The 23124-nt window shown below is 68.0% G+C and carries 21 protein-coding genes and 2 tRNA genes; 11 read left to right on the forward strand and 12 right to left on the reverse strand.

The window, feature by feature from the left end; translation table 11 throughout:
- The first annotated feature begins 13 nt into the window (after nt 1–13).
- The 5 genes from gyrA to AB0M46_RS12880 all read left to right on the forward strand — a co-directional run bounded on the left by gyrA (nt 14) and on the right by AB0M46_RS12880 (nt 4176).
- Nucleotides 14–2536 carry a DNA gyrase subunit A gene (gene gyrA / locus AB0M46_RS12860; protein WP_363335404.1) on the forward strand — a complete coding sequence of 841 codons (2523 nt, stop codon included), beginning with the start codon at nt 14–16 and terminating at the stop codon, nt 2534–2536.
- 3 nt (nt 2537–2539) lie between these two features.
- Complete coding sequence (locus AB0M46_RS12865; protein WP_363335406.1) at nt 2540–3370, forward strand: DUF3566 domain-containing protein; 831 nt, start codon at nt 2540–2542, stop codon at nt 3368–3370.
- Nucleotides 3371–3498: 128 nt separating this feature from the next.
- Nucleotides 3499–3572, forward strand: a tRNA-Ile gene (locus AB0M46_RS12870).
- Between the two features lie 349 nt (nt 3573–3921).
- Nucleotides 3922–4050 carry a DLW-39 family protein gene (locus AB0M46_RS12875; protein ID WP_345120593.1) on the forward strand — a complete coding sequence of 43 codons (129 nt, stop codon included), beginning with the start codon at nt 3922–3924 and terminating at the stop codon, nt 4048–4050.
- A gap of 53 nt (nt 4051–4103) precedes the next feature.
- Nucleotides 4104–4176, forward strand: a tRNA-Ala gene (locus AB0M46_RS12880).
- A 66-nt stretch (nt 4177–4242) separates the two neighbouring features.
- Here AB0M46_RS12880 and AB0M46_RS12885 read toward each other — a convergent pair.
- Complete coding sequence (locus AB0M46_RS12885) at nt 4243–4881, reverse strand: tyrosine-type recombinase/integrase (protein ID WP_363335408.1); 639 nt, start codon at nt 4879–4881, stop codon at nt 4243–4245.
- Between the two features lie 40 nt (nt 4882–4921).
- On the opposite strand from AB0M46_RS12885, the gene AB0M46_RS12890 reads away from it, so the two are divergent.
- Entirely contained in the window at nt 4922–5557 is a 636-nt protein-coding gene (locus tag AB0M46_RS12890) for an XRE family transcriptional regulator (RefSeq protein ID WP_363335410.1), read from the forward strand.
- A gap of 128 nt (nt 5558–5685) precedes the next feature.
- On the forward strand, nt 5686–6363 hold the full coding sequence (locus AB0M46_RS12895; RefSeq protein WP_363335412.1) for a YdcF family protein: 678 nt from the start codon (nt 5686–5688) through the stop codon (nt 6361–6363).
- Between the two features lie 19 nt (nt 6364–6382).
- On the opposite strand, the gene AB0M46_RS12900 is transcribed toward AB0M46_RS12895, so the two are convergent.
- The 5 genes from AB0M46_RS12900 to AB0M46_RS12920 form a co-directional block, all read right to left on the reverse strand.
- Nucleotides 6383–7444 (reverse strand): hypothetical protein, encoded by a 1062-nt coding sequence (locus tag AB0M46_RS12900; protein WP_363335414.1) that lies wholly within the window; start codon nt 7442–7444, stop codon nt 6383–6385.
- Nucleotides 7445–7863: 419 nt separating this feature from the next.
- A complete protein-coding gene (gene tcmP / locus AB0M46_RS12905) occupies nt 7864–8976 on the reverse strand; it encodes a three-Cys-motif partner protein TcmP (protein WP_363335415.1) in 1113 nt (370 codons plus the stop codon).
- 89 nt (nt 8977–9065) lie between these two features.
- Nucleotides 9066–9824 (reverse strand): phage Gp37/Gp68 family protein, encoded by a 759-nt coding sequence (locus tag AB0M46_RS12910; protein ID WP_363335417.1) that lies wholly within the window; start codon nt 9822–9824, stop codon nt 9066–9068.
- Nucleotides 9825–11343: 1519 nt separating this feature from the next.
- Nucleotides 11344–11880: a tyrosine-type recombinase/integrase gene (locus AB0M46_RS12915; protein ID WP_363335418.1), complete on the reverse strand. Its 537-nt coding sequence runs from the start codon at nt 11878–11880 to the stop codon at nt 11344–11346.
- On the reverse strand, nt 11877–12431 hold the full coding sequence (locus tag AB0M46_RS12920) for a hypothetical protein (protein WP_363335420.1): 555 nt from the start codon (nt 12429–12431) through the stop codon (nt 11877–11879). The genes AB0M46_RS12915 and AB0M46_RS12920 overlap by 4 nt, the downstream gene beginning before the upstream one ends.
- A gap of 403 nt (nt 12432–12834) precedes the next feature.
- On the opposite strand from AB0M46_RS12920, the gene AB0M46_RS12925 reads away from it, so the two are divergent.
- Together AB0M46_RS12925 and AB0M46_RS12930 are read left to right on the forward strand one after the other, a co-directional pair.
- The gene (locus AB0M46_RS12925) at nt 12835–13260 is read left to right on the forward strand and encodes a CBS domain-containing protein (RefSeq protein ID WP_363335421.1); all 426 of its coding nucleotides are present in this window, start codon (nt 12835–12837) and stop codon (nt 13258–13260) included.
- A gap of 48 nt (nt 13261–13308) precedes the next feature.
- Nucleotides 13309–13737, forward strand: a complete 429-nt coding sequence (locus AB0M46_RS12930) for a SufE family protein (protein WP_363335422.1) — start codon at nt 13309–13311, stop codon at nt 13735–13737.
- On the opposite strand, the gene AB0M46_RS12935 is transcribed toward AB0M46_RS12930, so the two are convergent.
- The 3 genes from AB0M46_RS12935 to AB0M46_RS12945 all read right to left on the reverse strand — a co-directional run bounded on the left by AB0M46_RS12935 (nt 13687) and on the right by AB0M46_RS12945 (nt 16809).
- Nucleotides 13687–14220, reverse strand: coding sequence for a YbaK/EbsC family protein (locus AB0M46_RS12935; protein ID WP_363335570.1), 534 nt, complete (start codon nt 14218–14220; stop codon nt 13687–13689). The genes AB0M46_RS12930 and AB0M46_RS12935 overlap by 51 nt on opposite strands.
- On the reverse strand, nt 14217–15941 hold the full coding sequence (locus AB0M46_RS12940; RefSeq protein ID WP_363335424.1) for a substrate-binding domain-containing protein: 1725 nt from the start codon (nt 15939–15941) through the stop codon (nt 14217–14219). Before AB0M46_RS12940 ends, AB0M46_RS12935 begins: the two co-directional genes overlap by 4 nt.
- Before the next feature lie 130 nt (nt 15942–16071).
- Nucleotides 16072–16809 (reverse strand): arginase family protein, encoded by a 738-nt coding sequence (locus AB0M46_RS12945; RefSeq protein WP_363335426.1) that lies wholly within the window; start codon nt 16807–16809, stop codon nt 16072–16074.
- A gap of 143 nt (nt 16810–16952) precedes the next feature.
- On the opposite strand from AB0M46_RS12945, the gene AB0M46_RS12950 reads away from it, so the two are divergent.
- Nucleotides 16953–17723, forward strand: coding sequence for an SGNH/GDSL hydrolase family protein (locus tag AB0M46_RS12950; protein WP_363335428.1), 771 nt, complete (start codon nt 16953–16955; stop codon nt 17721–17723).
- Nucleotides 17724–17742: 19 nt separating this feature from the next.
- On the forward strand, nt 17743–18633 hold the full coding sequence (locus tag AB0M46_RS12955) for a sulfurtransferase (RefSeq protein ID WP_363335430.1): 891 nt from the start codon (nt 17743–17745) through the stop codon (nt 18631–18633).
- A gap of 25 nt (nt 18634–18658) precedes the next feature.
- Here AB0M46_RS12955 and AB0M46_RS12960 read toward each other — a convergent pair whose 3' ends face one another.
- The 3 genes from AB0M46_RS12960 to AB0M46_RS12970 all read right to left on the reverse strand — a co-directional run bounded on the left by AB0M46_RS12960 (nt 18659) and on the right by AB0M46_RS12970 (nt 23089).
- Complete coding sequence (locus AB0M46_RS12960) at nt 18659–19609, reverse strand: hypothetical protein (RefSeq protein ID WP_363335432.1); 951 nt, start codon at nt 19607–19609, stop codon at nt 18659–18661.
- Nucleotides 19599–22037, reverse strand: coding sequence for a glycosyltransferase (locus tag AB0M46_RS12965; protein ID WP_363335434.1), 2439 nt, complete (start codon nt 22035–22037; stop codon nt 19599–19601). The genes AB0M46_RS12960 and AB0M46_RS12965 overlap by 11 nt, the downstream gene beginning before the upstream one ends.
- A 173-nt stretch (nt 22038–22210) precedes the next feature.
- Entirely contained in the window at nt 22211–23089 is an 879-nt protein-coding gene (locus AB0M46_RS12970; RefSeq protein WP_363335435.1) for an ADP-ribosylglycohydrolase family protein, read from the reverse strand.
- Between the last annotated feature and the right edge of the window lie 35 nt (nt 23090–23124).

Raw genomic sequence — 23124 nt, forward strand, 5'->3', positions numbered from 1 at the left:
GGGATAAAGAAGCGTGACGGAACCGAACTCCACCCCTCAGAACCCGGAAGAGACGCCGGCCGAGGGCGGGTCCGCGGTCGCCAGCCGGATCGAACCGGTCGGCATCGAAGTCGAGATGCAGCGTTCGTACCTCGACTACGCGATGAGCGTGATCGTGGGCCGGGCCCTCCCGGACGTGCGCGACGGCCTCAAGCCCGTGCACCGCAAGATCCTCTATGCGATGTTCGACGGCGGCTACCGCCCCGACCGCGGCTACGTGAAGTGCGCCCGCGTCGTCGGCGACGTGATGGGTAACTACCACCCGCACGGCGACGCCTCCATCTACGACGCGCTCGTGCGGATGGCGCAGAACTGGTCGCTGCGGTACCCCCTGATCGACGGCAACGGCAACTTCGGCTCGCCGGGCAACGACCCGGCCGCGGCCATGCGGTACACCGAGGCCCGCCTCGACCCGCTGGCCATGGAGATGCTGCGGGACATCGACGAGGAGACCGTCGACTTTGTCCCCAACTACGACGGCCGGGCCCAGGAGCCGACGATCCTGCCGTCGCGCATCCCCAACCTGCTCGTCAACGGCAGCACCGGCATCGCGGTCGGCATGGCGACGAACATCCCGCCGCACAACCTGCGCGAGATCGCCGCGGCCGTGCAGTGGTGCCTCGACCACCCGGAGGCCGGCGAGGAAGAGACGCTCGACGAGCTGATCAAGATCGTCAAGGGGCCCGACTTCCCCACGAAGGGCCTCATCGTCGGCACGGCGGCAATTATCGACGCCTACCGGACCGGCCGCGGCTCGATCCGCATGCGGGCCGTGGTCGAGGTCGAAGAGGACCCGCGCGGGCGCACGCAGCTGGTGGTCACGGAGCTGCCGTACGCGGTGAACCCCGACAACCTGGCCGAGCGCATCGCCGACCTGGTGAAGGAGGGCAAGCTCGCCGGCATCGCCGACATCCGCGAGGAGTCCTCGGGCCGTACCGGCATGCGCCTGGTGATCGTGCTCAAGCGCGACGCGGTCGCCAAGGTGGTGCTCAACAACCTCTACAAGCACACGCAGCTGCAGGAGACCTTCGGCGCCAACATGCTGGCGCTGGTCGACGGCGTGCCCCGCACGCTCAACCTGGCCCAGTTCGTGCGCTACTACGTCGCCCACCAGATCGACGTCATCGTCCGGCGCACCCGCTACCGGCTGCGCAAGGCCGAGGAGCGCGCGCACATCCTGCGCGGCCTGGTCAAGGCCCTCGACATGCTCGACGAGGTCATCGCCCTCATCCGCCGCTCCCCGAGCGCGGAGGAGTCGAAGGTCGGCCTCATGAACCTGCTCGAGATCGACGACATCCAGGCCACCGCGATCCTCGACATGCAGCTGCGCCGGCTGGCCGCCCTGGAGCGCCAGCGCATCTTCGACGAGCTGGCCAAGATCGAGATCGAGATCGCCGACTACAAGGACATCCTGGCCACGCCGGCCCGGCAGCGGCAGATCGTCTCCGAGGAGCTCGCCGAGATCGTCGCCCGCCGGGGCGACGACCGCCGCACCCAGATCATCCCGTTCGACGGCGAGGTCTCCATGGAGGACCTCATCGTCCGGGAGGACGTTGTGGTGACGATCACGCGGACCGGCTACGCGAAGCGCACCAAGGTCGACCTGTACCGCTCGCAGAAGCGCGGCGGGAAGGGCGTCTCGGGTGCGACACTGAGGCAGGACGACATCGTCAGCCACTTCTTCGTGTGCTCGACGCACGACTGGATGTTGTTCTTCACGAATAAAGGTCGTGTGTACCGGGCAAAGGCCTACGAGCTGCCCGAGGCGAGCCGGGCGGCGAAGGGTCAGCACGTCGCCAACCTGCTGGCCTTCCAGCCCGACGAACACATCGCGCAGGTGATCGAGATCCCGAATTACCAGATCGCCCCCTATCTCGTCCTCGCGACGAAGGAGGGCCTGGTGAAGAAGACCAAACTGGAGGAGTTCGACTCCAACCGGTCGGGGGGCATCATCGGCATCAACCTGCGCGAGGACGACGAGCTGGTCGGCGCCGCGCTGCTCGGCCCGGAGGACGACCTGCTCCTGGTGAGCAAGCAGGCCCAGGCCATCCGCTTCACGGCCAGCGACGAGGCGCTGCGGCCCATGGGCCGGGCCACGTCCGGCGTGATCGGGATGCGGTTCGCCGAAGGCGACGAACTCCTTGCCATGGAAGTGGTGCGCGAGGGTATGGACCTGGACGTTCTGGTGACCACCGATGGTGGTTTTGCCAAGCGGACGCCCATCGAGGAGTATCCGGTGCAAGGGCGCGGCGGCAAGGGCGTCCTCACCGCTAAAATCACGTCGCGGCGCGGTGGTCTCGTCGGCGCGGTGGTGATCAGCCCGGATGACGAGCTGTTCGCCATCACCTCGAATGGTGGCGTGATCCGGACTCCCGTGAAGCCTGTACGGCGTACGAGGGATCGGAACACAATGGGGGTCAAGCTTATGGACCTTCCTGAGGGTGTGACCATCGTCGCGATCGCCCGCAACGCCGATGAGCCCGACGAACAGGACTAGTTGATGACAGACACACAGGCGAAGTCGGGGACCGCCTCGGCAACCGATGAGGCCAAGCAGGCCGGGGAGGCTGCCATGACGGGATCTGATTCGGGGACGCCTGCCGGCGGTGAGTTCGGCGCGGTCAACGGTGGCCTGCCGAGCGAGACCACGATCGGCGGCACGCCGAAGTTCATGCGCGCGCCGGGCATGGCGCCGCCCCCCGACTCGCTCACGGTGCCGATCCAGACGCCTTCAGGCACCGGCTCCGCGGCGCCCGTCTCGATCCCGGCCGGCGCCTCGTCGGCCAGCGGCTCGGCCACGGGCACGGCCAGTGTCTCCGCGATCGCCCGCGCCGCCGTCCGCACGCCGGCCGCCGCCGCAACGCAGGCCATCAACCAGCCTGCCCCCGCGGTCAGCGGCTCGGCCCGCGTCACGGAGGCCGTGCGCGCGGCCCGCAAGACGGTCAGCTCCGCCGTGGGCCGCGGCCCGCGCCGGGCCCGGCTGCACCTCAAGCGGATCGATCCGTGGTCCGTGATGAAGTTCGCCTTCGCCGTGAGCTTCGTCCTCTTCGTCGTCCTCATCGTCGCGACCTCGGTGCTCTACCTGGCCCTCGACGCGATGGACGTCTTCAAGAGCCTCAACAAGCTCCTGGCCGACCTGGTCAACTCCACGGGCGGCTCGGGCGACAAGACCTTCCGCATCACGGCGAAGGGCGTCATCGGCGGCGCCGCCCTCATCGGCGTCGTCAACGTGGTCCTCTTCACCGCGCTGGCCACCCTGGGCTCGTTCATCTACAACGTGTGCGCCGACCTGGTCGGCGGCATCGAACTGACCCTGGCCGAGAAGGACTGACCTGTGATTTCCACCCCTCGGCGGGGCCTGCGCCGCGCCGAGGGGTAACCGGTTTGAGGCAAGCGCACCGGGTACGGTAACCTTCTGTTCGCACCGCTGGAGCGCTTCAAACCGCGCCCGGTGTCCACGGGGCTATAGCTCAGTCGGTTAGAGCGCAGAGCTGATAACTCTGAGGTCGCTGGTTCGATTCCAGCTAGCCCCACGGACGAATGGCGCCCCCTGCTCAGCGCGGGGGGCGCTTTCGCGTTTTTCGTCCGTCATGCTTCGCGCTCGCTTCGCTCGCTCCCCATTGGGGGAGCTTTGCTCCACCCACGCCCCCTCAAGACCCGCGGCGGGTCCGTATGGCGGCGCAGTGTGCTGCGGGCGCAGGCAGGGTGGGTGGCTGCTTTCTGACAGCCGCTTTCGGTGACCCCCGGCCTTTGCGTGGGGTGCTCGGTGCTAAGCTCCGTCAGGCGGTGGGGGAGTTCTTCGTCACTGCTCGGGACGGGCGCTAATTTCGGTAGCGCCGACGCCTTTCGCGACGTCGCTGGTTCGACTCCAGCTAGCCCCACATGTGGAAAAAGGTGCTGCTGGTGGTCGCCGTCGTCGGGGCCGCCGCCTACGTTGCGAAGCGCGTGAAGGCCGCCAGCGAGGAGCGCGCCCTCTGGCACGAGGCGACCACCGCCCCGGATCTGCGATAGTCTCTATGGGCGTGCGCGGCTTCTGCTGAGGCCACGCCGCCACCCCGACCGGCGGGGGCGTAGCTCAACTGGCAGAGCACCGCCTTTGCAAGGCGGGGGTTAGGGGTTCGAGTCCCCTCGCTTCCACTCTTTAAGGCATCTGACCTGCGGTTGTAGGTCCGCCAAGATCACCCGGCAAGCCGCGGGTAAGTCTCACCGCAACTCTCCCTTCCGGCGCACGGCCGTCAGAGCCTCGCCGAAGATGCCGCGCGCCTTGACCCGCTTCGGCCACCAGCCAACGTAGGTCTCCATCGTGAGACTCAGCGACTTGTGTCGTAGCGCCCGCCGTACCTCCTGTGGCTCCGCGCCGTTCGTGATCAGCACGGTGGCGAAGAAGTGCCGCAGCGCGTGGAACCCGGCGTGCTCCGTGTTCGGCCAACTGGCCGCCTCCCGCCACTTCCCCCACTCCCGCGACCAGATCCGATCGGTCAGCGGGTTGCCGTGCCGCGAGGTGAACAGCAGCGGCGCTTTCCGGCGCACCAGCTCACCCGACGTGATGTCGGGCAGCTCGATCTCCACCGACGGGAACTGCGCCACATGTTCGGCGAGGTGCTCCGCCACCAGGCCGTCGAGATCGACCGTCCCCGACGAGCCGGCCTTCGGTTTCGCCAGGTAGAACCCGCCGTACTCCTTCGGCGAGTACCGCAACTGCTGCACCACGTGCAGCTCACCGGCAGCGGGTTCGGCGCACCGCGGACCGTCCTCCATCCCCAGCGCCTCACCGATCCGCAGGCCCTGCCCGGCTCCGAGCCACCCGGCCAGCCGCCTGCTCGCCCACGCCGAGGCCGCCATCGAGGTCTACACCGGGTCGCAGCTGGACGCCGCGCGGCGCGTGCTCGGCCTCGCGTACCAGCTCGCCGCCGTGCAGCTGACGAAGATCGGTGAGGCCGACCTCGCGTGGATCGCCGCGGACCGGGGTCTCAGCGCGGCCCGGGCCGCCGGCGACATTGTCGTCATCGGGACGCTCCTACGGTCGGTCACCCATGCTCTGCAGGCGACCGGCCGATACCGCGAGGCGGTCCAGCTCACCAACGACGCGGCCAACTACCTCGAACCGAACATGCGGGAAGCCACGCCCGAGATGCTGTCGGTCTACGGGACCCTGTTCCTCGCCGGTTCCATCGCCGCCGCCCGCGCCAACGACGCCATCACGACCAGATCGTTCCTTCAGGCCGCTGATGAGGCCGCGACGCGACTCGGCCGGGACGCCAATCACCTGTGGACCGCATTCGGCCCGACCAACGTCGCCATACACCGCGTCGCCACGGCGGCGGAGCTCGGCGACGTCCAAGTAGCCGTGGACCTCGGCCCGCGCGTCGACACCGCCGGCCTGCCGATGGAGCGCCGAGTGCGTCACGCGCTCGAGGTGGCCCGCGCCTACAGTACGTGGAACCGGGTGATGACGCACTGGCGACGTTGCTCGATGCCGAGAAGATGGCACCGGAGCAGGTCCGCTACCACGTCATGAGCCGCCAACTCGTGCTGACCTGGGTGCGGCAGAACAAGAGCCGGCCGTCCTCCACCCTGGTCGACCTCGCCCGCCGCCTCGACGTCATGGACTGAGCGACCACGGCTCGCACCGCTTAGTGTGTGAGCGTGACGCATGCCGACGAGAGCACCGCAGCGACCACAATCCCAGAAGAACACCGCGCGGACGTCGAGACGTTGTGGGAGTACCACAACATGCACCACGAACTCCGCCCGTGCGACGTAGGCATCGGCCTCGGCAGCCACGACCTGGGCGTGGCCATTATCGCCACCGACCTATACCACCGCGGCATGTACCCGCTTCTGGTCTTCACCGGCGCCAACGCCCCCACCACCATCGACCGCTTCCCACGCGGCGAAGCCGTCCATTACGCCGAATACGCCATCAAAAACGGTGTGCCAACCGGTGCGGTACTGGTGGAGCCGGGAGCAAGGAACACTCAGCAGAACTTCGAACTGACGCGTGACCTTCTTGACGGACGGGGGATCACCACGCGATCCGCGATTGTGATGTCCCGCCCGTACCAGCAGCGTCGTGCTTATGCGACCGCCAAGAAGCTGTGGCCAGAGCTTGACGTCATCTGCGCCCCGAACCCGCTCGACCTCGACGATTACGTGCGCAGCATTGGCGATGTCTCCAGGGTCATCAGCATGCTCGTTGGGGACACGCAACGCATTCGCGTATATGCTGAACGTGGATTTGCTATTCCTCAGAACATTCCTGTCCCGGTTGAGGCGGCATATGGACGCCTGGCTGAAGCTGGTTACGACAGCCGTCTCGTGTGACACGTGGTGCTCTCAGGCCTTAATTGAGTTCGGCACGGTCCGGCTCGCTGGAGGGCCATACCGGGCGAGAGTCGATATACTCGAATAGGTAGTCTCGAGGTAGGTCGCGCAGCGTCGGCCTGATTGTGGCCACCTTCACGAGATCCGCATTCCATGCAATCCAACGCCGCAGCCGAGACCAGACCGGGCTCTTGGGAAGATGGTCGGAAACCAGGCTTCCAAAAGTTTCGAGCCCTCGTGATTCAAGCAGGTTTGCTCGCACAATCTGGCGACTTGCGCGAAATGCCGCACCAATGCCGGTTGTTTGGCCCGTGGCCCAGATGGTTAGGAGCTTTCGACGACGCATCGCTGGACCGTTGTCATCAAACCCGTGAATACGTCCAGCATCGCCGGCGAAAATGGCATGTGCCGCCATCATGTCCAGTAGGAGCATGGTTCGACTTCGGGTCCCGACGGCGGCGACGAGGCTGTCATCCCAGCCGATTTCGTTCGCAACGACATCCAAATCTAGATTTTGCCATCGGTTGACGCGACCCCACTGGCTGCCTGGGCAGCCGTCTACTTCTGGGCTGATCTTGAGCAATCTCCGTACTGCATCCTGATGCTCGACAAGTTCGACACCGAGGATTGTGTACGCGTCGCTTGGCCGAATCGTGTTTTCAAGGACCAACGCGCAAACCCCCGCAAGATACTGAACTACTTCTTCGATTGCTCGCTCGTATGGGATTAGCGCAGAGTAGGAGTTGTTCAGAATCTCGAACGATTTTTGAGCCTGAGCAAAATCGTCAGAATTTGCATGCTTGAGGGCGCGGCCGCCTTCGCTCACAACATGTTGCAGGCTGGTCCGGAAATCTTCTGCGGCTTCAACGGTGACGCCGGCTCGTCGCCGCCCGCCCGGTCCATAGGCGGCCAATAAGGCCAGGTGCCAGTTCTCGCGCAGGTTAGCCCAGCGTGCACTCTCAACCCGAAGTGTTTGTAGGCGCGAAAGTCTGTTCTGCTGCCGAGCCACCAAGATCTGGCCGACGACGCCGAGTACGCCCATAGCCGTAAGAACCGGAGCTAGCCATTGCCAGTTATTCATCGATCACCACTCCCCTGAGCCGGGGTGCTCAGGTATCCGCTAACAATCGTAGTGTCGATTGTCAACGTCTCGTCGGCGTCCAGCGCCAGGTCTGCTACCCCATCGGCGCAAGCTCACGACCCCCATCGACGCAGACCCTTGCCTCACCGGCCCCAACAGCGAGCCAGCTTGCTTCCCCGTGTCCTACGTCGATGCCTACCGACCACGAACGGTGCTTGGGCACTCTTCGTCATCGCCCCTGAGGTCAGGCCACCATACAGCGGGGGAGACGGCAAGCCCCCTGACCGACCAGCTCGAAGCGTGGTCTTTCATAGCGCCGTTGGACGCCCACGACGAATGGGAGGAGTAAGCAACCGCCACCCGCACGGCAGCGGGGGAGGGCCGTCCAGGCGGCACTCGTGGCGACATCCACCCAGCGGCTAGAACATTGCTCCCTGATTGTTGATCTTAACGAACGATGCCCGTGTCAGCCGACCGCCGTCACAGCGAATCAATGATTGCTCGTCCACCAAGCGCTGTACAGCTTTGAGCGTCTGCGCCGGACGATAGATCGTTTCCAGGAGCACGAATTGACGCAACGTATCCACACTTACTTGCCTGTCTGGCGAAACGTTCATTCGGTCTAGTATCAACCGTCGCAAGGCTGCTGTCTGTGGCACCGGTTCTATCGCTAGCGTCTCCTGTGCTGGGTCTCGCGGGTCTCGATAGCCCAAGCCATGATAGGGGTCGACAGTCCAGATCGCGTCCTTCATTTTCTCGACACCGCGTTCCGAATTGGTGCCGTACACGAGATACAGGAGATTGCTTCTCTCGTCGGCCAACTCAAAGTCGAGCACGTAACGGAATCCTGCCTCGTTCAGGACCCGCCGATATTGCTTCTTAATGTAGGAAGCCTTGTTTCTGCTTGGTTGACCCTGCACATCACGCCACACCACAGGACCGAAGATGCGATCGCCGTAGTGATTTGGATCGGCAGCGAATCGCACGAACTGGCTGGGTTCGATCGTCACTACCGCCTCGGCAGCACGGCTGGTTCCGATCCTTCGAAGTAGCTCGAAATTTACCGCAGAGCCCCAGGTGTCAAGAATTACAAGCATTGGTTTACCCCACGCCCTGTGACGGTCGAGCATCTGCGGCAGGGTTTCCGTGCATGGGCCTTTCTCGATATCAACCACAAGGCCACGTTGCGCAAGCTTGGAAACGTCGAGAGTTCCCAAGCTTCTTTCTATGACTCCGCGCAGATAAGTAACGCGTGCAGCATCGCCGTCTACGAGCAGAAACCGAGCCGGGCGCCTCGGATTCGGAGGAGCAATCGATCCTAACGCAGCACTAAGTGCGATTGCTGGCGAGCCGGGCGAGCCGTCCTTATACTCGCCGGGTCCTGAAAATCCTTCCGCGTACGTAACACCTTTGGGGGCGTACTCGGACTGAAGAAGAATCGGGAACCAGGCGTCGAAGTAGGCACGGTATATTCGATGCTTAGCTTCCGTATGCGGATCTTTGTCCCACAGCACATCTTTAGGGGTGGCCATTCGACCTCCGCCGGAGGGTAGCGGACAGCAACTGTCTCGATACCGTACGGCATCTTCGATCGACGCACTAGACCCCCGAGCGTCTAGGCTTAACGCGCTACTTCCCGCACTCTGGCCTCTGGCATCTGGTCCCAAGTCCGCCCATCTAGTGCTCGACCACCTGCTTTAGGTGTACGTCCACCCCACTGCTTGAAGAAGAACGCCGTACCGTTGGCCGTGCACCGGTCGCGAAGTTCGCGGATCCAGTTGGGCTGCGGCGGACGCGATCCGGGCCCAGACTCGCCGCCGGCGATCAACCAGTCAATCCCGTCGAGCGAGAGGGCTCCCAGCGATCCAAGCAGCGGCTCTGCCGACACGAACCGTACGGCCGCGGGAACCATCCGGAGATCGTCAGCTCGGTGGACATGGGCACTGTCCTCGATGCTAACCCCCATCCAGATGTTCGAAGGCCAAGGAAGGTCTGGCGCTAGCCGCGCCAAACGGCTGGCACGCTTGGTCAGAATCTGATACGTGTGTCGGGGCGTTGCCGCCATCACCTCGAAAACGCGCGCTACGAAGCTCATTGGCACACGGGCATGGAACAAGTCGCTCATAGAGTTCACGAAGACCACGCGAGGCTCGCGCCATCGAAGTGGCAAATTGAGATCGCCCTCATGGACCGAGACCCCGAAGCCCGGACCGGACGTCCGCTGATCACCGTCGGTCTGATACTTCGGCGAGCCCATTGCCTTTAACCGCTTCGCGAGTGTGAGCGCATAGCAGTTATCGCAGCCGGCGGATATCCGATCGCATCCGGTGGTGGGGTTCCAGGTTGCTTCGGTCCACTCGATAGCGCTTCGATCCGCCATGTTGGCCTCCTTCGGCGCCGATCAACACATGATGTCGAACATGCGTTCTGATGGGAAGGGGTTCGAGGATCTTTCTCGGAATTGTGTCCTGTCTCCATCTGGGCTCTCCCCCGGTTGCCGAGACGTCAATCCATCGAGTCAACGTCGTACGCGGCCATCACAGGCCGGTGCGCCTGTTGTCCGAGCTCTAGACGGACGTTCATCAGGTCCTGGTACAAGATCGAACCTGCATCCAACTGATCCAACTGAACACTGCCGAGTTTGCCTGTACCAGATCAAGTCGCCTTCGGTGCAGCCCGCAGGCGGTCACCGGCCCGGCGGGCAAGCGGCGCCCGCGCTCCGCGCTGGCGCCGGAACCCCGCCGGCCAGGAAGCCGCCCGCGGGCCGCGCAGAGTGCTCTTGAGAGAAGCTTGATCAGCTCACGACCGATGCCGGTCCAGCAGCTTTTGACTCCGGTTCGTCGGGGCGCACGACCGTCGCTCCCGTCAGACACCGGTCGCTGCGCTCCCTGTCAGCATCTCCGGTAGTCACGCTCTTTGCCTCCGGCGGGGCCTCCAGCCGGGGGCCTCGGGGTTCCGGTGGGCGCCCCTCCGCATCCCCGCAGTCCAGGCAAAGCCAACGGGCCGGCGACGCGGGCTGCCCTCGTGAGTACGGCCAGCGACGTCCGCGACCACGCTTGGCGGCCCCCGTCGCCGGCCCGTTCCCAGAAGGGTGGACGACGGGTACACGGAGGGGCTGGAGATCTGCCATCTCCTACAGCTGGACGACTGAAGTATCGATGAACGTGAGCCGCGATCCGGGTTTATGTGCCTTCACCTGCGAAGACCACTCCACGATGTGCGTCTACCTCTTGAGACGCGTGACACAAACGTGTCGGGTTCGGCGTTTGACTTGCGTCGGCGGGTGCGCGGGGCGGACCATGTTTCACGTTCCGGTGTCACAGTGCACCAGAACGAATTGCGGCACCCGGGGTCCAGCCGGGTGCCGCAGGTGCTCCAAATCCCACGTGAAGCCATTCACTGAACCCGGAGACAGGATGAAGGTACCAAGTGCGCTCGGCGCGGACAATGTTACTGCGTTGGGTGAAGGCAGCATCTCACCCGACCGTGAACCGGTGGACGGGGGCGACCAGTCCGACTCGGAGGAGCCGCGGAGGTCGAGCGAGCCTGCCTGGCGCTTGATCGTCGGTGCCGCAACTGCGATCGCTGGAGCCGTCGCGGCGATCGTCGAGCTCGTTAGAGCGATCGCGGCCTAGCCGAGGTGCGACCAGGGTCCCCGGATCGTGGTTAACAAGATCATCGGGTAAGAATCCGGTAAGGCTGAGGTTGGCGAGCGCTGTCAAGCGACGGCAATCGATGACAGCGCTCGCCCTGCTCAGCGGCATTATCCGTCCGGGTTGGGTGATCTTTGGACGGCCTGGCGCGTTAGGGGTTCGAGTCCCCTCGCTTCCACTAGTGCTCTATGAGCAGGCCAGCCCGCATGTCGCGGGCTGGCCTTTCGTGTGCTCGGCTGTCCGGTATCAGTCGGTTTCCCGGTCCGTCGTCAGCGAATCGTCAGCGGGGTCGCTGAACGCCTCCCGTGCGCGGTCGAGGTGATCACCCGGCGCGTGCGTGTAGACGTTTAGAGTAGTCGATGCGCTCTGGTGGCCGAGCACCCGTTGAGCGATGTTGACCGGCACGCCGGACGGCACGAGCCATGTGGCGTAGGAGTGCCGCAGGTCGTGGAATCGCAGCCCGCCGTGCGTCACCTCCGCGACGTGGGCCACGGCATTGCGTCGGGTGGTGAACTCCCTGCTCCACTCGATACCGTCCTTGCCGCGCCAGACTGCCCGGAAGTCGTGGGGGCCGCTCTCCACCACCTCGCCGAGCAGACCGGCCTGCACGAGCGTGGGGTGCCACACCTGCCGCCGGAAGTTCGACCGGCGCGGGACACTGCCGGTGCGTGTGGTGAACACCAGGGCGCGCGGGTCCGGCTCGCCGCCGTGCTGCCCGGCGAGGGCGCGCAGCTGCTTGGCCGTCCAAGTCGTCGAGGTTGCCTCAGCCGGGCGTCCCGTCACCCGCCATGGGAGGCGTAGGCGTACACGCGAACGCTGGACGTGCCAGCGAGATGCTGGGCGAGCGCCGTCATGGAGTAGCCCTTGTCGTTGCCGGCGCTGAACTCCTGGAAGGACTTGTCGCTGCCGAGCTCCCACCCGATGTCCCGAACTGGCTTGCTGTCCATCCAGGCGCTGCGGTTGGACACGGCCTTCTCGGTCTCCGCCCCTCCGAGGCGCGAATGCTGCGGGAGATCCACTAGGTAGTTCACGGCGATGAACTCGTTGATGCAGTCCTCGGGTGCTTCCAGTTGTAGCAGGATCGTGTAGTAGTACCCGAATCCGTTATCGACGAGAGCGTATCGAAGGCCGGACTCGACGCAGTTCGGCAATGTGAACGCCGCGCGCCGTAGCGCCTCGTCGAGCGAGACTGTCGTTACGGAGATGGGGTAGGCACGCGGATCCCGCGCCGCAGCGTCGTCGCGGCTGAAACTGTGCACAACGAAGACGACGACGGTGCCGGAGAGCAGCAGCGCAGCGATGGCTAGGACAATGTTGTCGATCCGGCGACTCACCGCTCAGCACCATGCTCTCCGGATTCGGTTGCGACGCATCTACACATATTTAACAACGAGCCGAGCGGGTCCTCAGCCCGCCGGCTGAGCTGCGGTCCCACCACTGGGTCGATGCCTTGCACCGTGGACGGCGGCCACCGACGACGGCGTGAACAGAGGTTTGCTCGCCGTCCGCGGCGCCCGGATCCTGCTGGTCCTCGTGGCCGTTGTGGCGTTTCGATCGTTTTTGCCGGTCTCCGGCACCACGGAGCCTGGGCGCTGACTATGCCGCTCGTCTGTCTCGTCACGGGGTGTAGTTGCGCCGGGTTGCTAGCCCGCTGTCGAGCCGGAGCCAACTGCATGATCGTTAAGGCATCGGCACGGTGGGTAACAGGTGCGCATCGGATGGCGGGAGGTCAAGTCAATGGCGATGCAGACGGTCCGGGACGTGATGACCACGAACGTGGTGTACCTGCCCAGTGAGGCCACCCTGGCCGAGGCCGCGCGGACCATGCGCGAGCAGGACATCGGCGATGTGGTGGTGGCCGACGGGCCCGAGCTCTCCGGGCTGGTCACCGACCGTGACATCGTCGTGCGGGCGGTGGCCGAGCGGTGCGACCCGGCGGCCACGACGATCGGCGAGATCCTCAGCAAGAACCTCGTGACCGTGCGTCCCGAGGACTCCATCCAATCCGTGGCGCTGCTCATGCGCGACCAGGCCGTCCGGCGGGTCCTGGTCTGCGACGACAGCAACGGCCTGGTCGGCATTGTCTCGATCGGCGACCTGGCCGAGGAGATCGATCCCGACTCGGTGCTGGGTGGGATCAGTAAGGCCGAACCCAACACATGACGACATCCGCAACGGGGTACGGCGCGGCGGTACGTTAACAGTGTGGAGATGCCAGAGAAGCTCGCGCTGATCGTCGACGAGTTCGCGTCGGCGCCGCGAGACGTGGTGCTGGAAATGCTGCTGGAGTACTCCGAGGCGGTGCGGCCGCTCCCGCCGGAGCTCGAGGGCCATGCCGGCATGGAGCAGGTGCCCGAGTGCCAGACGCCGTTCTTCCTGAAGGCCGACGTGACCCCGCAGGGCACCGTGGAGCTGTTCTTCGACTGCCCGCCGGAGGCCCCGACGACCCGCGCGTTCGCCGGCATCCTGGCCGAGGGGCTCGAGGGTGCGACGGCCGAGCAGGTCCTGGGGGTGCCGGGCGACCTTTACCAGCGCATGGGCCTCGCGCATGCGATCAGCCCGCTGCGGGTGAGGGGCGGGACGGCGATCCTACAGCGACTCAAGCGCCAGGTTCTCGATCACGGTGGCGCCGGGCAGTGACGCGATCAGCGCGCCGGGCAGCACGATCTTGCTGCCCCGGATGCCGCTGCCGATGACCGCGGACGGCACGGCGAGGACGCGCGAATCGACGTACACCGGCCAGTCGGACGGCAGCCCGATGGGGGTGATTCCGCCGTACTGCATCCCGGAGATCCCGACGGCGTCGTCCATCGGCGCGAAGCTGGCCTTGCGCGTGGCGAGGAGCCGCCGCACGGCGCCGTTCACGTCGGCCCTGGTGGTGGCCAGCACGACGCAGGCGGCGTAGACCCCGGCCGGCTTGCCCAGCACGATGACGCAGTTCGCGGACTGTTCGAGGGTCACGTCGTACGCCTCGCAGAACGCGGCGGTGTCGGCGAGCTCGGGGTCGATGGGCGCGACCTGGATCGCGTCGGCGTCGGGCAGCTTCGACAGGGCGTCGACGACCGGCGCGGCGAGCAGTTCGGGCTTCGACAGCGCGGGAACGAGATCGAGGCGCAACGTCAGCGCCCGTCGCCCAGCGCGAGCGCCTTCGTGAAGATCTCGCCGATCTTCGAGGGGTCGGGCGCGACGAAGACCGCGCCGCCCGTGGCGTCGACGACCTTCTGCATCTCCGCCTGGTCCACCTCGGCGCCGACGCCGATGATGATGAGCTGCACCGGTTGGTCCTTGTTCTCGGTCTTCTTCAACGCGGCGACCAGCTCGTCGAGCGACGGCCCGGTCGGGTCGTTGTTCCGCCCGCCGGTGATCACCACGACCGAGTTGCCGCGGCCGGGGTCCCAGCCCTGCTGGACCGTCTGGTACGCCGCGAGGATCGTAGCGTAGAGCCCGGTGCCGCCCTTGGGATTGGGCTTGAGCCCGCCGATCGCGCCGCGCAGCTGGTCGCGCTGCGAGGTCAGCGGGCCGATCGGGACGAGCTCCTGGTAGTGGTGGCCGCCCGGCATGCCGGTGGAGAAGGCCCACAGCCCGACGGCCCACGAGTCCGGAAACAGGTCCAGGCCGCCCTGCGCGGCCTGGACGGCAACCTGTTCCTTGGTCAGCCCGCCGGCGGTCGGCACCGGCGTCTTCATCGTCGCGGACACGTCGACGACGGCGAGCATCCGCGACGGCTGCGTGATCTCGACCCACATCTGCAGGGCCTTGGAGATCACCGCGGCGTCCGGCACCGGCGTGACCTGGCCGCCGACCGGGGCGCTGGGGCTCAGCGTCATCCCCGTGCCGACCGAGCCGTCGTTGGCCCGCAGCTGGTGCTGGGCCAGCATGTCGCGGAACGACGCGCCGGAGAGCATGGTGCGGAACTGCTCGGCGGCCGCGGCCCGGTTGGGCGAGAGCCGGGGCATGGCCGCGAAGGGGAAGTCCAGCGCGATGGGGGCCGGATCGGGGTACACGGCGATGAGCGGCACCGCGGGGCCGGCCGCGTTGTAGGTGTGCAGCGCCTGCTCCGACAGCGGCGCCAGGGTTACCGCGGTGGAGAGCGTCTTCGGGTCGGCGTCGCGGGGAAACCGCCCGACGAGGCCGGTCTGCTGCTCCGACTTGCCCGCCATCAGCGACTTCACGGCGCCGACGGTCAGCGAGTCGCCGCTGGGCCCGAACTGGTCGCGCACCGAGGCCATGGCCACCAGCGTCGACACGCCCACGGAGTCGCGGTTGGGGTCGACGATGCCCGGCTGGACCCGGGTGTCGCCGACGATCTGCTCCAGGACCTGCTTCCAGGTCACGTTGTTCTCGATCCAGCCCAGCGCCTTCGCCGTCGGCTCCGGCACGGCCAGCACGATCGGGCTGCGGGCCAGCGACAGCGCGGCCTGCGGGACCAGGTCCCCGCGGGCGGCGCGCATCCGCTGCAGCCACATGGAGGAGTCGGGAATCCAGACCTGGGGCACCTGGGTCTTGCCGTCGGCCTGGCCGAGCCCGGGCACCGTGGCGCCGCCTTCGCCGGCCACGGCGGCCGCGACCTCCGCCGATCCGACTGCGGTCACGTCGACCGCGACGCATTCGTTGTCGACCCGCGGCTCGGTCTTGACCCACCGGGCCGCGGCGTCCTTGATCACCGGCGCGATCTCCGGGCTGGCGGCGACGGCGAGGCGCACCGTCCCCGAGCAGCCGGACGTCGACATGACCCGATATCCGCCGTAGACGCCACCGATGGCGAGGAGGGGAAGGACCATGCCGGCCGCGAGGGCGACGAACCCGTTGCTACGCAGGTCTGTCGCCCGATGGCGTCCTCTCACGGGTACCAATATTCCCTAGTTAAGCGATTCGTGGGTCCCGCGTTCGGCCATTTGGTACACGCAATGCCAGGGGTTCAGTACGCTGCGCTATTCCTTGACCACGCACGGTTGGAAACTCTGTAGGTTTCCTTTAAAGTCCCTCAGTAAGGGCGGCGACCAGGTCGCGCCGCTGTGCGTTGCCGCCGTCTGGGCGCCATGTGCACGCGACGTCCATCGCCACGACCCGGCCGGTGGCGATCAGCCGGTCGACCGCCGCCACGACCGCCGGGCCGGTGGGCCCGCCGTTGACCGGGAAGAGTACCCCCGGCACCTCGCGAGGATCCACGACGTCGAGGTCCACGTGCACCAGCAGTGGGCCTTCGGGGATTTCCAGAGCTTCGATGTCGTACCGCACGAGCCTCGCCCCGGCAAGGTAGTCGACCTCGGCCGGGTCGAGATCCCGCGCGTCCACCAGCACCGCGCGCTCCTCCGGCACCGGCCGCAGCCCGAGGCGGTCGGCGATGAGATCGGGACGGTGCCCGACCAGCAGGCGCAGGGGCATGCCGCCGATGTACCCCGACGTCGTCGTCTCCGGCGACTGCACATCGCCGTGCGCGTCGAACCACACCACCGACGGGTTCACACCGGCCCGCTGCAGGCCGGCCACGGTCCCGAGCGACACGGTGCAGTCGCCGGACACGACCACGGGCCGATCGCCGGCCGCCACCCGCGCGGCCACCCGGTCCGCGACCCGGTCGTAGAGGACGGCCAGCCGGGCCCAGACGTCGCCGTCGGGCAGCTCGGCGGTGACCTCGTCGCCGGGCGGGGCCGGCAGGTCGGCCTCGAGCCCGTGCAGACGTTCGTCCAGGTGGTACGGCACGAGGATCATCCGTCGACTCTAGCCAGCCTTTTGCCGAGTGAGATTCGTCACTTGAGGGATGGTGGTGTGGTCTGGGCCAAAGTCGCTTTCCCGGTCCTGAACCGGCTGCGAGGATGCCGAACGGGGACGGACCGACCGGGGGGAGCACCGACGTGGGACGCTGGGGAAGCTTTGTGGCAGTGGGCGACAGCTTCACTGAGGGCCTCGACGACCAACGCCCGGACGGGCGCGGCTATCGCGGCTGGGCCGACCTGGTGGCCGGCTCGCTGGCCCGCGGCGAGCCGGCCTTCAGGTACGCCAACCTCGCCGTGCGCGGACGCCTCTTCGACAACATCGTCGCCGAGCAGGTGCCCCTGGCCGTCGCGATGAAGCCGGACCTGGTCAGCTTCGCCGGCGGCGGCAACGACGCCCTGCGCCGCTCCTTCGACCCGCAGGTGGTGGCCGACCGCTTCGACCGCACGATCGAGAAGCTGCGCGCCACCGGCGCCGACGTCGTGCTCTTCTGCTGGGTCGACATGACCGGCCGGATGCCGGGTGGCAAGATGCTGCGCCCCCGAGTCGAGCAGTTCAACGGCGCCATCGCCGCGGTCGGCGCGAAGCACGGCGCCCACGTGGTGAGCCTGTGGGACGACCCGGAGTTCGCCAACCCGCGGCTGTGGGCCCCCGACCGCCTGCACCTGTCCGCGGCCGGCCACCGCCGCGTCGCCGGCCAGGTGATGACCGCGCTCGGCGTGACCTGCGACCCGGACTGGCTGGCCGCGCCGGCCCCGCCGGAGGAGCTGTCCTGGATGTCGCGCAAGGCGGCCGACGCCAAGTGGGCGACCCGGCACCTGGCGCCGTGGGTGAAACGCAGGCTGACCGGGCGCTCCTCCGGCGACATGGTCACCGCCAAGCGCCCGGAGCTGGCCCCGCTCACCGAATAGCGTCACTAGGCTCGAAGGTATGGCTGTGAGTTCCGATCCGGCGCCCGAGCTAGGCGCCTACGCAGACCCGGAGCGGCTCGTCACCACCGGCTGGCTGGCCGAGCACCTCGGCGAGCCGGGGCTGGTCGTGGTCGAGTCCGACGAGGACGTCCTGCTCTACGGCACGGGCCACATTCCCGGCGCGGTCAAGGTCGACTGGCACACCGAGCTCAACGACCAGGTCACCCGCGACTACCTCGACGCCGAGGGCTTCGCCACGCTGTGCTCGGCGAAGGGCATCGGGCCCGACGACACGGTCGTCTTCTACGGCGACAACTTCAACTGGTGGGCCACCTACGCGCTGTGGGTGTTCACCCTGTTCGGCCACCGTGACCTGCGCATCCTCGACGGCGGCCGGGCCAAGTGGGCGGCCGAGGGGCGGCCCATGACGAGGGACGTGCCGGTGCGGGAGGCGACGAAGTACCCGGTCGTCACCCGCGACGACGCGCCCATCCGGGCGTTCCGCGAGGACGTGCTCGCCCACATCGCCGCGGACCGGCCGCTGGTCGACGTGCGCTCGCCGGGTGAGTACTCCGGCGAGCTGCTGCACATGCCCGACTATCCGCAGGAGGGCGCGCTGCGCGGCGGCCACATCCCGGGCGCGGTGAGCAAGCCGTGGAGGCAGGCCGCCCGCGACAACGGCACGTTCAAGCCGGCCGACGAACTGCGCGCGATCTACGCCGGCGAGCTCGGGCTGGCGCCGGACGACGACGTCGTGGCGTACTGCCGCATCGGCGAACGCTCGTCGCACACCTGGTTCGTGCTGACCCACCTGCTGGGTTACCGGCACGTGCGTAACTACGACGGCTCGTGGACGGAGTGGGGCAACCTGGTCCGCGTGCCGGTGGCGAAGGGGACCTCGCCGAGGTAGCGGAGGTCCCCTTCCCGTTTTCGTCCTACTCGTCTTCGGCTGGGAGCGAGACCAGGTAGTCCACGACCTCGGAGTACTTGGCGCTCGCCATCGCCACGGTGAGGTCCGCCGCGCCGTAGTACATGCGCAGCTCGTCGCGGGCCTCATCGTGGATGATGCCCGCCGGGAACACCACGTTGGGCACGTCGCCGACCCGCTCGTACTCGGCGTCGGGCCCCAGCACCCAGCTCGGCGTGCGCCGGATGACCTTCGTGGGGTCGTCGAGGTCGAGCATCACCAGGCCGACCCGGTAGATGGAGGTGGCCACCATCGCCTTGACGCCGTGGTACACGGCGAGCCAGCCGTGCGGCGTCTCGATCGGCGGCGGCCCCATGCCGATCCGGGTGGAGTCCCACCACGGGCCGGAGCGCGCCTGCATCACCGGCTCGGGCGTCGTCCACGAGCGCAGGTCCGTGGACTTGGACAGCCACACGTCGGCGCGGGCGGACAGCACCGACACCGGCCGGTGGAAGAGCACGTACTGCCCGTTGATCATGCGCGGCAGCAGCGACGCGTTCTTGTCCTCGGGCGGCATCACGACGCCGAGGGGCTCCACCGACAGGAAGTCCTCGGTCCGCGCGAGCGCGACGCAGGGGCCGCCCGGCCCGTACGCCGTGTAGGCGATCACGTAGGCGCCCAGCTCCTCGACGTAGGTGACCCGCGGGTCCTCCACGCCCCAGCAGCTGTGCGCATCGGTCGGGTCGTCGGCGATGAGCGGCTTGCCCTCGACGACCCAGTTGGTCCGGCCGTCCTTGCTCCGGGCGACGGTCAGGTGGGAGATGCCCCGGCGATCCTCGATCCGGCAGAGCAGGACCGTGTCGCCGTTGTGCAGGCAGGCGCCCGGGTTGAAGACGCTGTTGATCGGGTACGGCCAGTCCCCCGCTGTGAGCAGGGGATTGTTCGCGTCCCGGTGGAAGAGCTCCGCGTCAAAATGCATCGGAATGGTCCTCCGTGGTGCGCAGACGGGGCGGTGTGGCGGTCGCGCTGAACCCCGCCGACGCCCGGCCGACCACGCGACCCTTGTTCGTGGGCTTGGAGAGCGTGGCTACCGGCAGGGAGGTGGGAACCGGGGTCGTGGCCGCCACAGGGTGCGGCAACGCGGCCAAACCGGCCCGGAGCAGGCTGAGGAGCGCTTGGTAATAGGCTAGCGTGGACTCGGCGCCTTGGTTCCCATTTGGCTCAGTAGCAGACAAACCGTCGTGGCACGCGCCGGTGGCGTCCACGTAGAGCCGGGCACCGGCGCGGTTGCGCCCCAGGAACCACGCGTAGCTCCAGCCGGCCAGCCGGGCCAGGTGCGGGTCCGCGGTGTGCTGCCAGGCGTCGACCAGCGCCTCGGTGACCGCGGCGGCGTCGATCGGCTGCTCGTCGCCGTCGTCGGCCAGCCACAGCGCCGGCGACTCGCCCCGGCGGTGCCAGCGGTTGCCCACGCAGCGCAGGGTGCCGTCGGCCAGGCCCACGTGCTGCACGTACCAGTCGAGGGCGGCCACCGCCCGGGCGACCGCGTCGTCGTCCTGCAGCAGCGCCGCCCCGAGCAGCAAGGCCTGCGGCAGGCGGGCGTTGTCGTAGGTGAGCTCCGGCTCGAACCAGCGCCAGCCCGGGTCGGCCGCCGAGGTCTCCACCAGCGCCTCGTCGAGCCGGGTCAGCAGCGGCACGGCCTGCTCCATCCGCCCGGCCCGGGCCAGGCCGATGAGCGCGTAGGCGCAGGAGCGCAGGCCGACGGCGGGCAGCGCGTCGGTGCGCGGGCCGAGCTCGTCGAGCAGGGCCGCGGCCGGGCGCCTGATGTCGTCGGGCACCGCCGGGGTGCCCACCAGCACCCCCAGCGCCCACACCGTGCGCCCGACGTGGTCGCCCGAGTGCGGCCAGTCCTGCCAGGTGCCGCCGTAGCTGAGCACGTTGTGCATCGCCCCGGACGGGTCGTAAGCGGCGGTCAGGAAGCGCATCGACTGCCGCAGCCACCGGGTGGCCAGCGCCGTCTGCTTGGCGTCGGTGCCGACGGCGAGCAGGTCGGCGGCGACGATGGACAGCCGGGCCACGTCGTCGACGCAGTACCCCGACGACGGGTCCGGGTTCGGCCCGCGGGAGAACTGGATGACGCCGATCTCGTCGGTCATCCGGTCCAGGTGATCGAGGTTGAGCAGCGGCGCGGCCGCCGTCGCGTGGCCGGGGCCGGCCGAGGCGGCCTGGGCCTGGCGCACCACGTCGGCGAACAGGTCGGCCTCCCGGGCGGCCACCGCCGGCCAGGGCAGCCAGGACGCGCACGACTCGGCGACCGCCTTGGCCGCGGCCAGCGCCCGGGTGTCGGTGAGCAGGTCGATGATCTCGGCCGCGAGCGCGCCGCCGTCGCCGATCGGCACCACCCGCCCGGCCCCGCCGGCCAGCATGTCCTCGGCGTAGCTGTAGGAGGTCGACACCGCGGGCAGCCCGGCGCCCAGCGCGAAGGTGAGGGCGCCCGAGCAGATCTGCTCCGGTTGACGGTACGGCGTGACGAACAACGTGCTGGCGTGCAGGATCGCCGACAGCTCGTCCAGCGCCAGGAACGCGTCGACGAAGTGCACGCTGCCGGCCAGGCCGAGCGAGCGGACCTGCGCCTGCAGGCTCTCGCGGTAGACCTCACCCTCCTGCCGCTTGATCTCCGGGTGCGTCGTGCCCGCCACGATGTACTGGATGTCGGGGTTCTTCTGGACCACCTCGGCCAGCGCGTCGATCGCGATGTCGATGCCCTTGCCCTTGCCGAGCAGGCCGAACGTGGTCAGCGTCGGCTTGCCCCGCACCTTGTCCAGCAGCTCGCGCAGCTCGGGCCGCAGCGTCGCCGGCTCAGGCGGGCGGCGCATCGCCTCGGGCGCGCCGTGCGGCACGACGACGAGCTGGTGGCCCGCGGCAACGCCGGTGCGGATCGCGACCCGGCGGGCGGTCTCGGTGAACACCGTCACCCGGGCCGCCCGGGCGCACAGCGCGCGCAGCGTCGCCGCCTGGCCCGGCGAGGGCTTCGGCAGCACGGTGTGCAGCGTCAGCAGGTACGGGATGCCGCACGCGTTGAGCGCGCGGGTGAGCTCGAGCAGGTGCGAGCCGTCCGGCCCGCCGAAGATCCCGTACTCGTGCTGGATCAGCACGACCTGGACGCCGGCCTCGCGCAGGACGCGGGCCGCCGCGGAGTAGTCCTCGATGCGGTCCTGGTTGATGGTGGCGACGACCTCGTCGCCGTAGGAGAGCCCGTCACGGTCGATGGCCACGACGACTGTTTCCAGATCGTCGGTGGCGACACCCAGTGCCTCGCGCAGGTCCGCGGTGTAGGTCGCGAGACCGCATTGGCGCGGCAGATAGGTCGACACGATACCGAGTCGATAGGTCGCGGCAGGGTCTGACATGAGCACATTGTTACCCCTGCCGACGCCGAAAATCCTTCATTCGCCACGGATGACGAGTGTGGTTCGATCATGCCCCCCTGCAGCTCATGCCCGATATCACCCGCCACCTGACCGTCGTGACGGTCAATATATAGCATTCGCCTGCGCGAACCCCCAATGCTCACGTACCGTGATTACGGCTTGTGGAACCATTCCGGCAGCGGTTCGCGGGCGTCGATCCAATCGCGCGGAATGCCGGCCTCCCCGACGTTGACCGCGACGATCCCCCCGACGATCGCGCACGTCGAGTCGACGTCGCCGCCGGCCCGCACGCACGCCTCGATCGCCGCGGGGTAGTCCTCGAAGTGGGCCGCCGCCACCCACAGCGCGAAGGGCACCGTGTCCTGGGCCAGCGCGTGCGAGCCGTTGCCGAGGTCGGCGGCGGCCTCGCCGGGGTCGGTGCCGGGGGCGATGCGGGTGGCCCGGCCGATGCCGTCGCGCACATCCGACGGCGGCAACTGGTTCAGGACGCTTCGCAACAAGCCGGACCCGGCAGCGGTACCGCGGGAAGCGGCGAACGCGGCCGCCAGCGCCACGGCCACGGCCCCCGCCACGCCCTCCGGATGCCGGTGGGTCACCTCGGCGGACAGCGCCGCCTCCCGGGCCGCGGTGTCAGGATCGGCGCCGAACAGCGCGCCCAGCGGGGCCACCCGCATCGCCGCCCCGTTGCCGGCCGAGCCCCGCCCGGCGAACAACGCACCGGCCGCGGCCCGCCACGGCACCCCCTCGCGCATGCTGGCCAGCAGGATCCTCGCGCCCCGGCCGTAGCCGCGGTCGTCGCTGCAGTGCAGCGCGAACGCCCGCGCCAGCTCGTCCTGGTCGACCCGGCCGCCCCGCTGCGCCACCCGCAGCAGCGCGCAGGCCATCTCGGTGTCGTCCGTCCAGCGCCACGGCGCCGGCGGCGGCACGAACGCGGCCTCGTCACCCATCGGTGGACGCATCTCGAACGGCGCGCCGAGCGCGTCCCCCACGGAGAGACCGGTCAGGCTGTCCGCCGCGGCGCGAAGATTCACCTCGCCGAAGATAGTGGATCGCCCGGGAGCGGAAA

This window comes from Dactylosporangium sp. NPDC051485 (assembly GCF_040682015.1).
Classification (GTDB): Bacteria; Actinomycetota; Actinomycetes; order Mycobacteriales; family Micromonosporaceae; genus Dactylosporangium.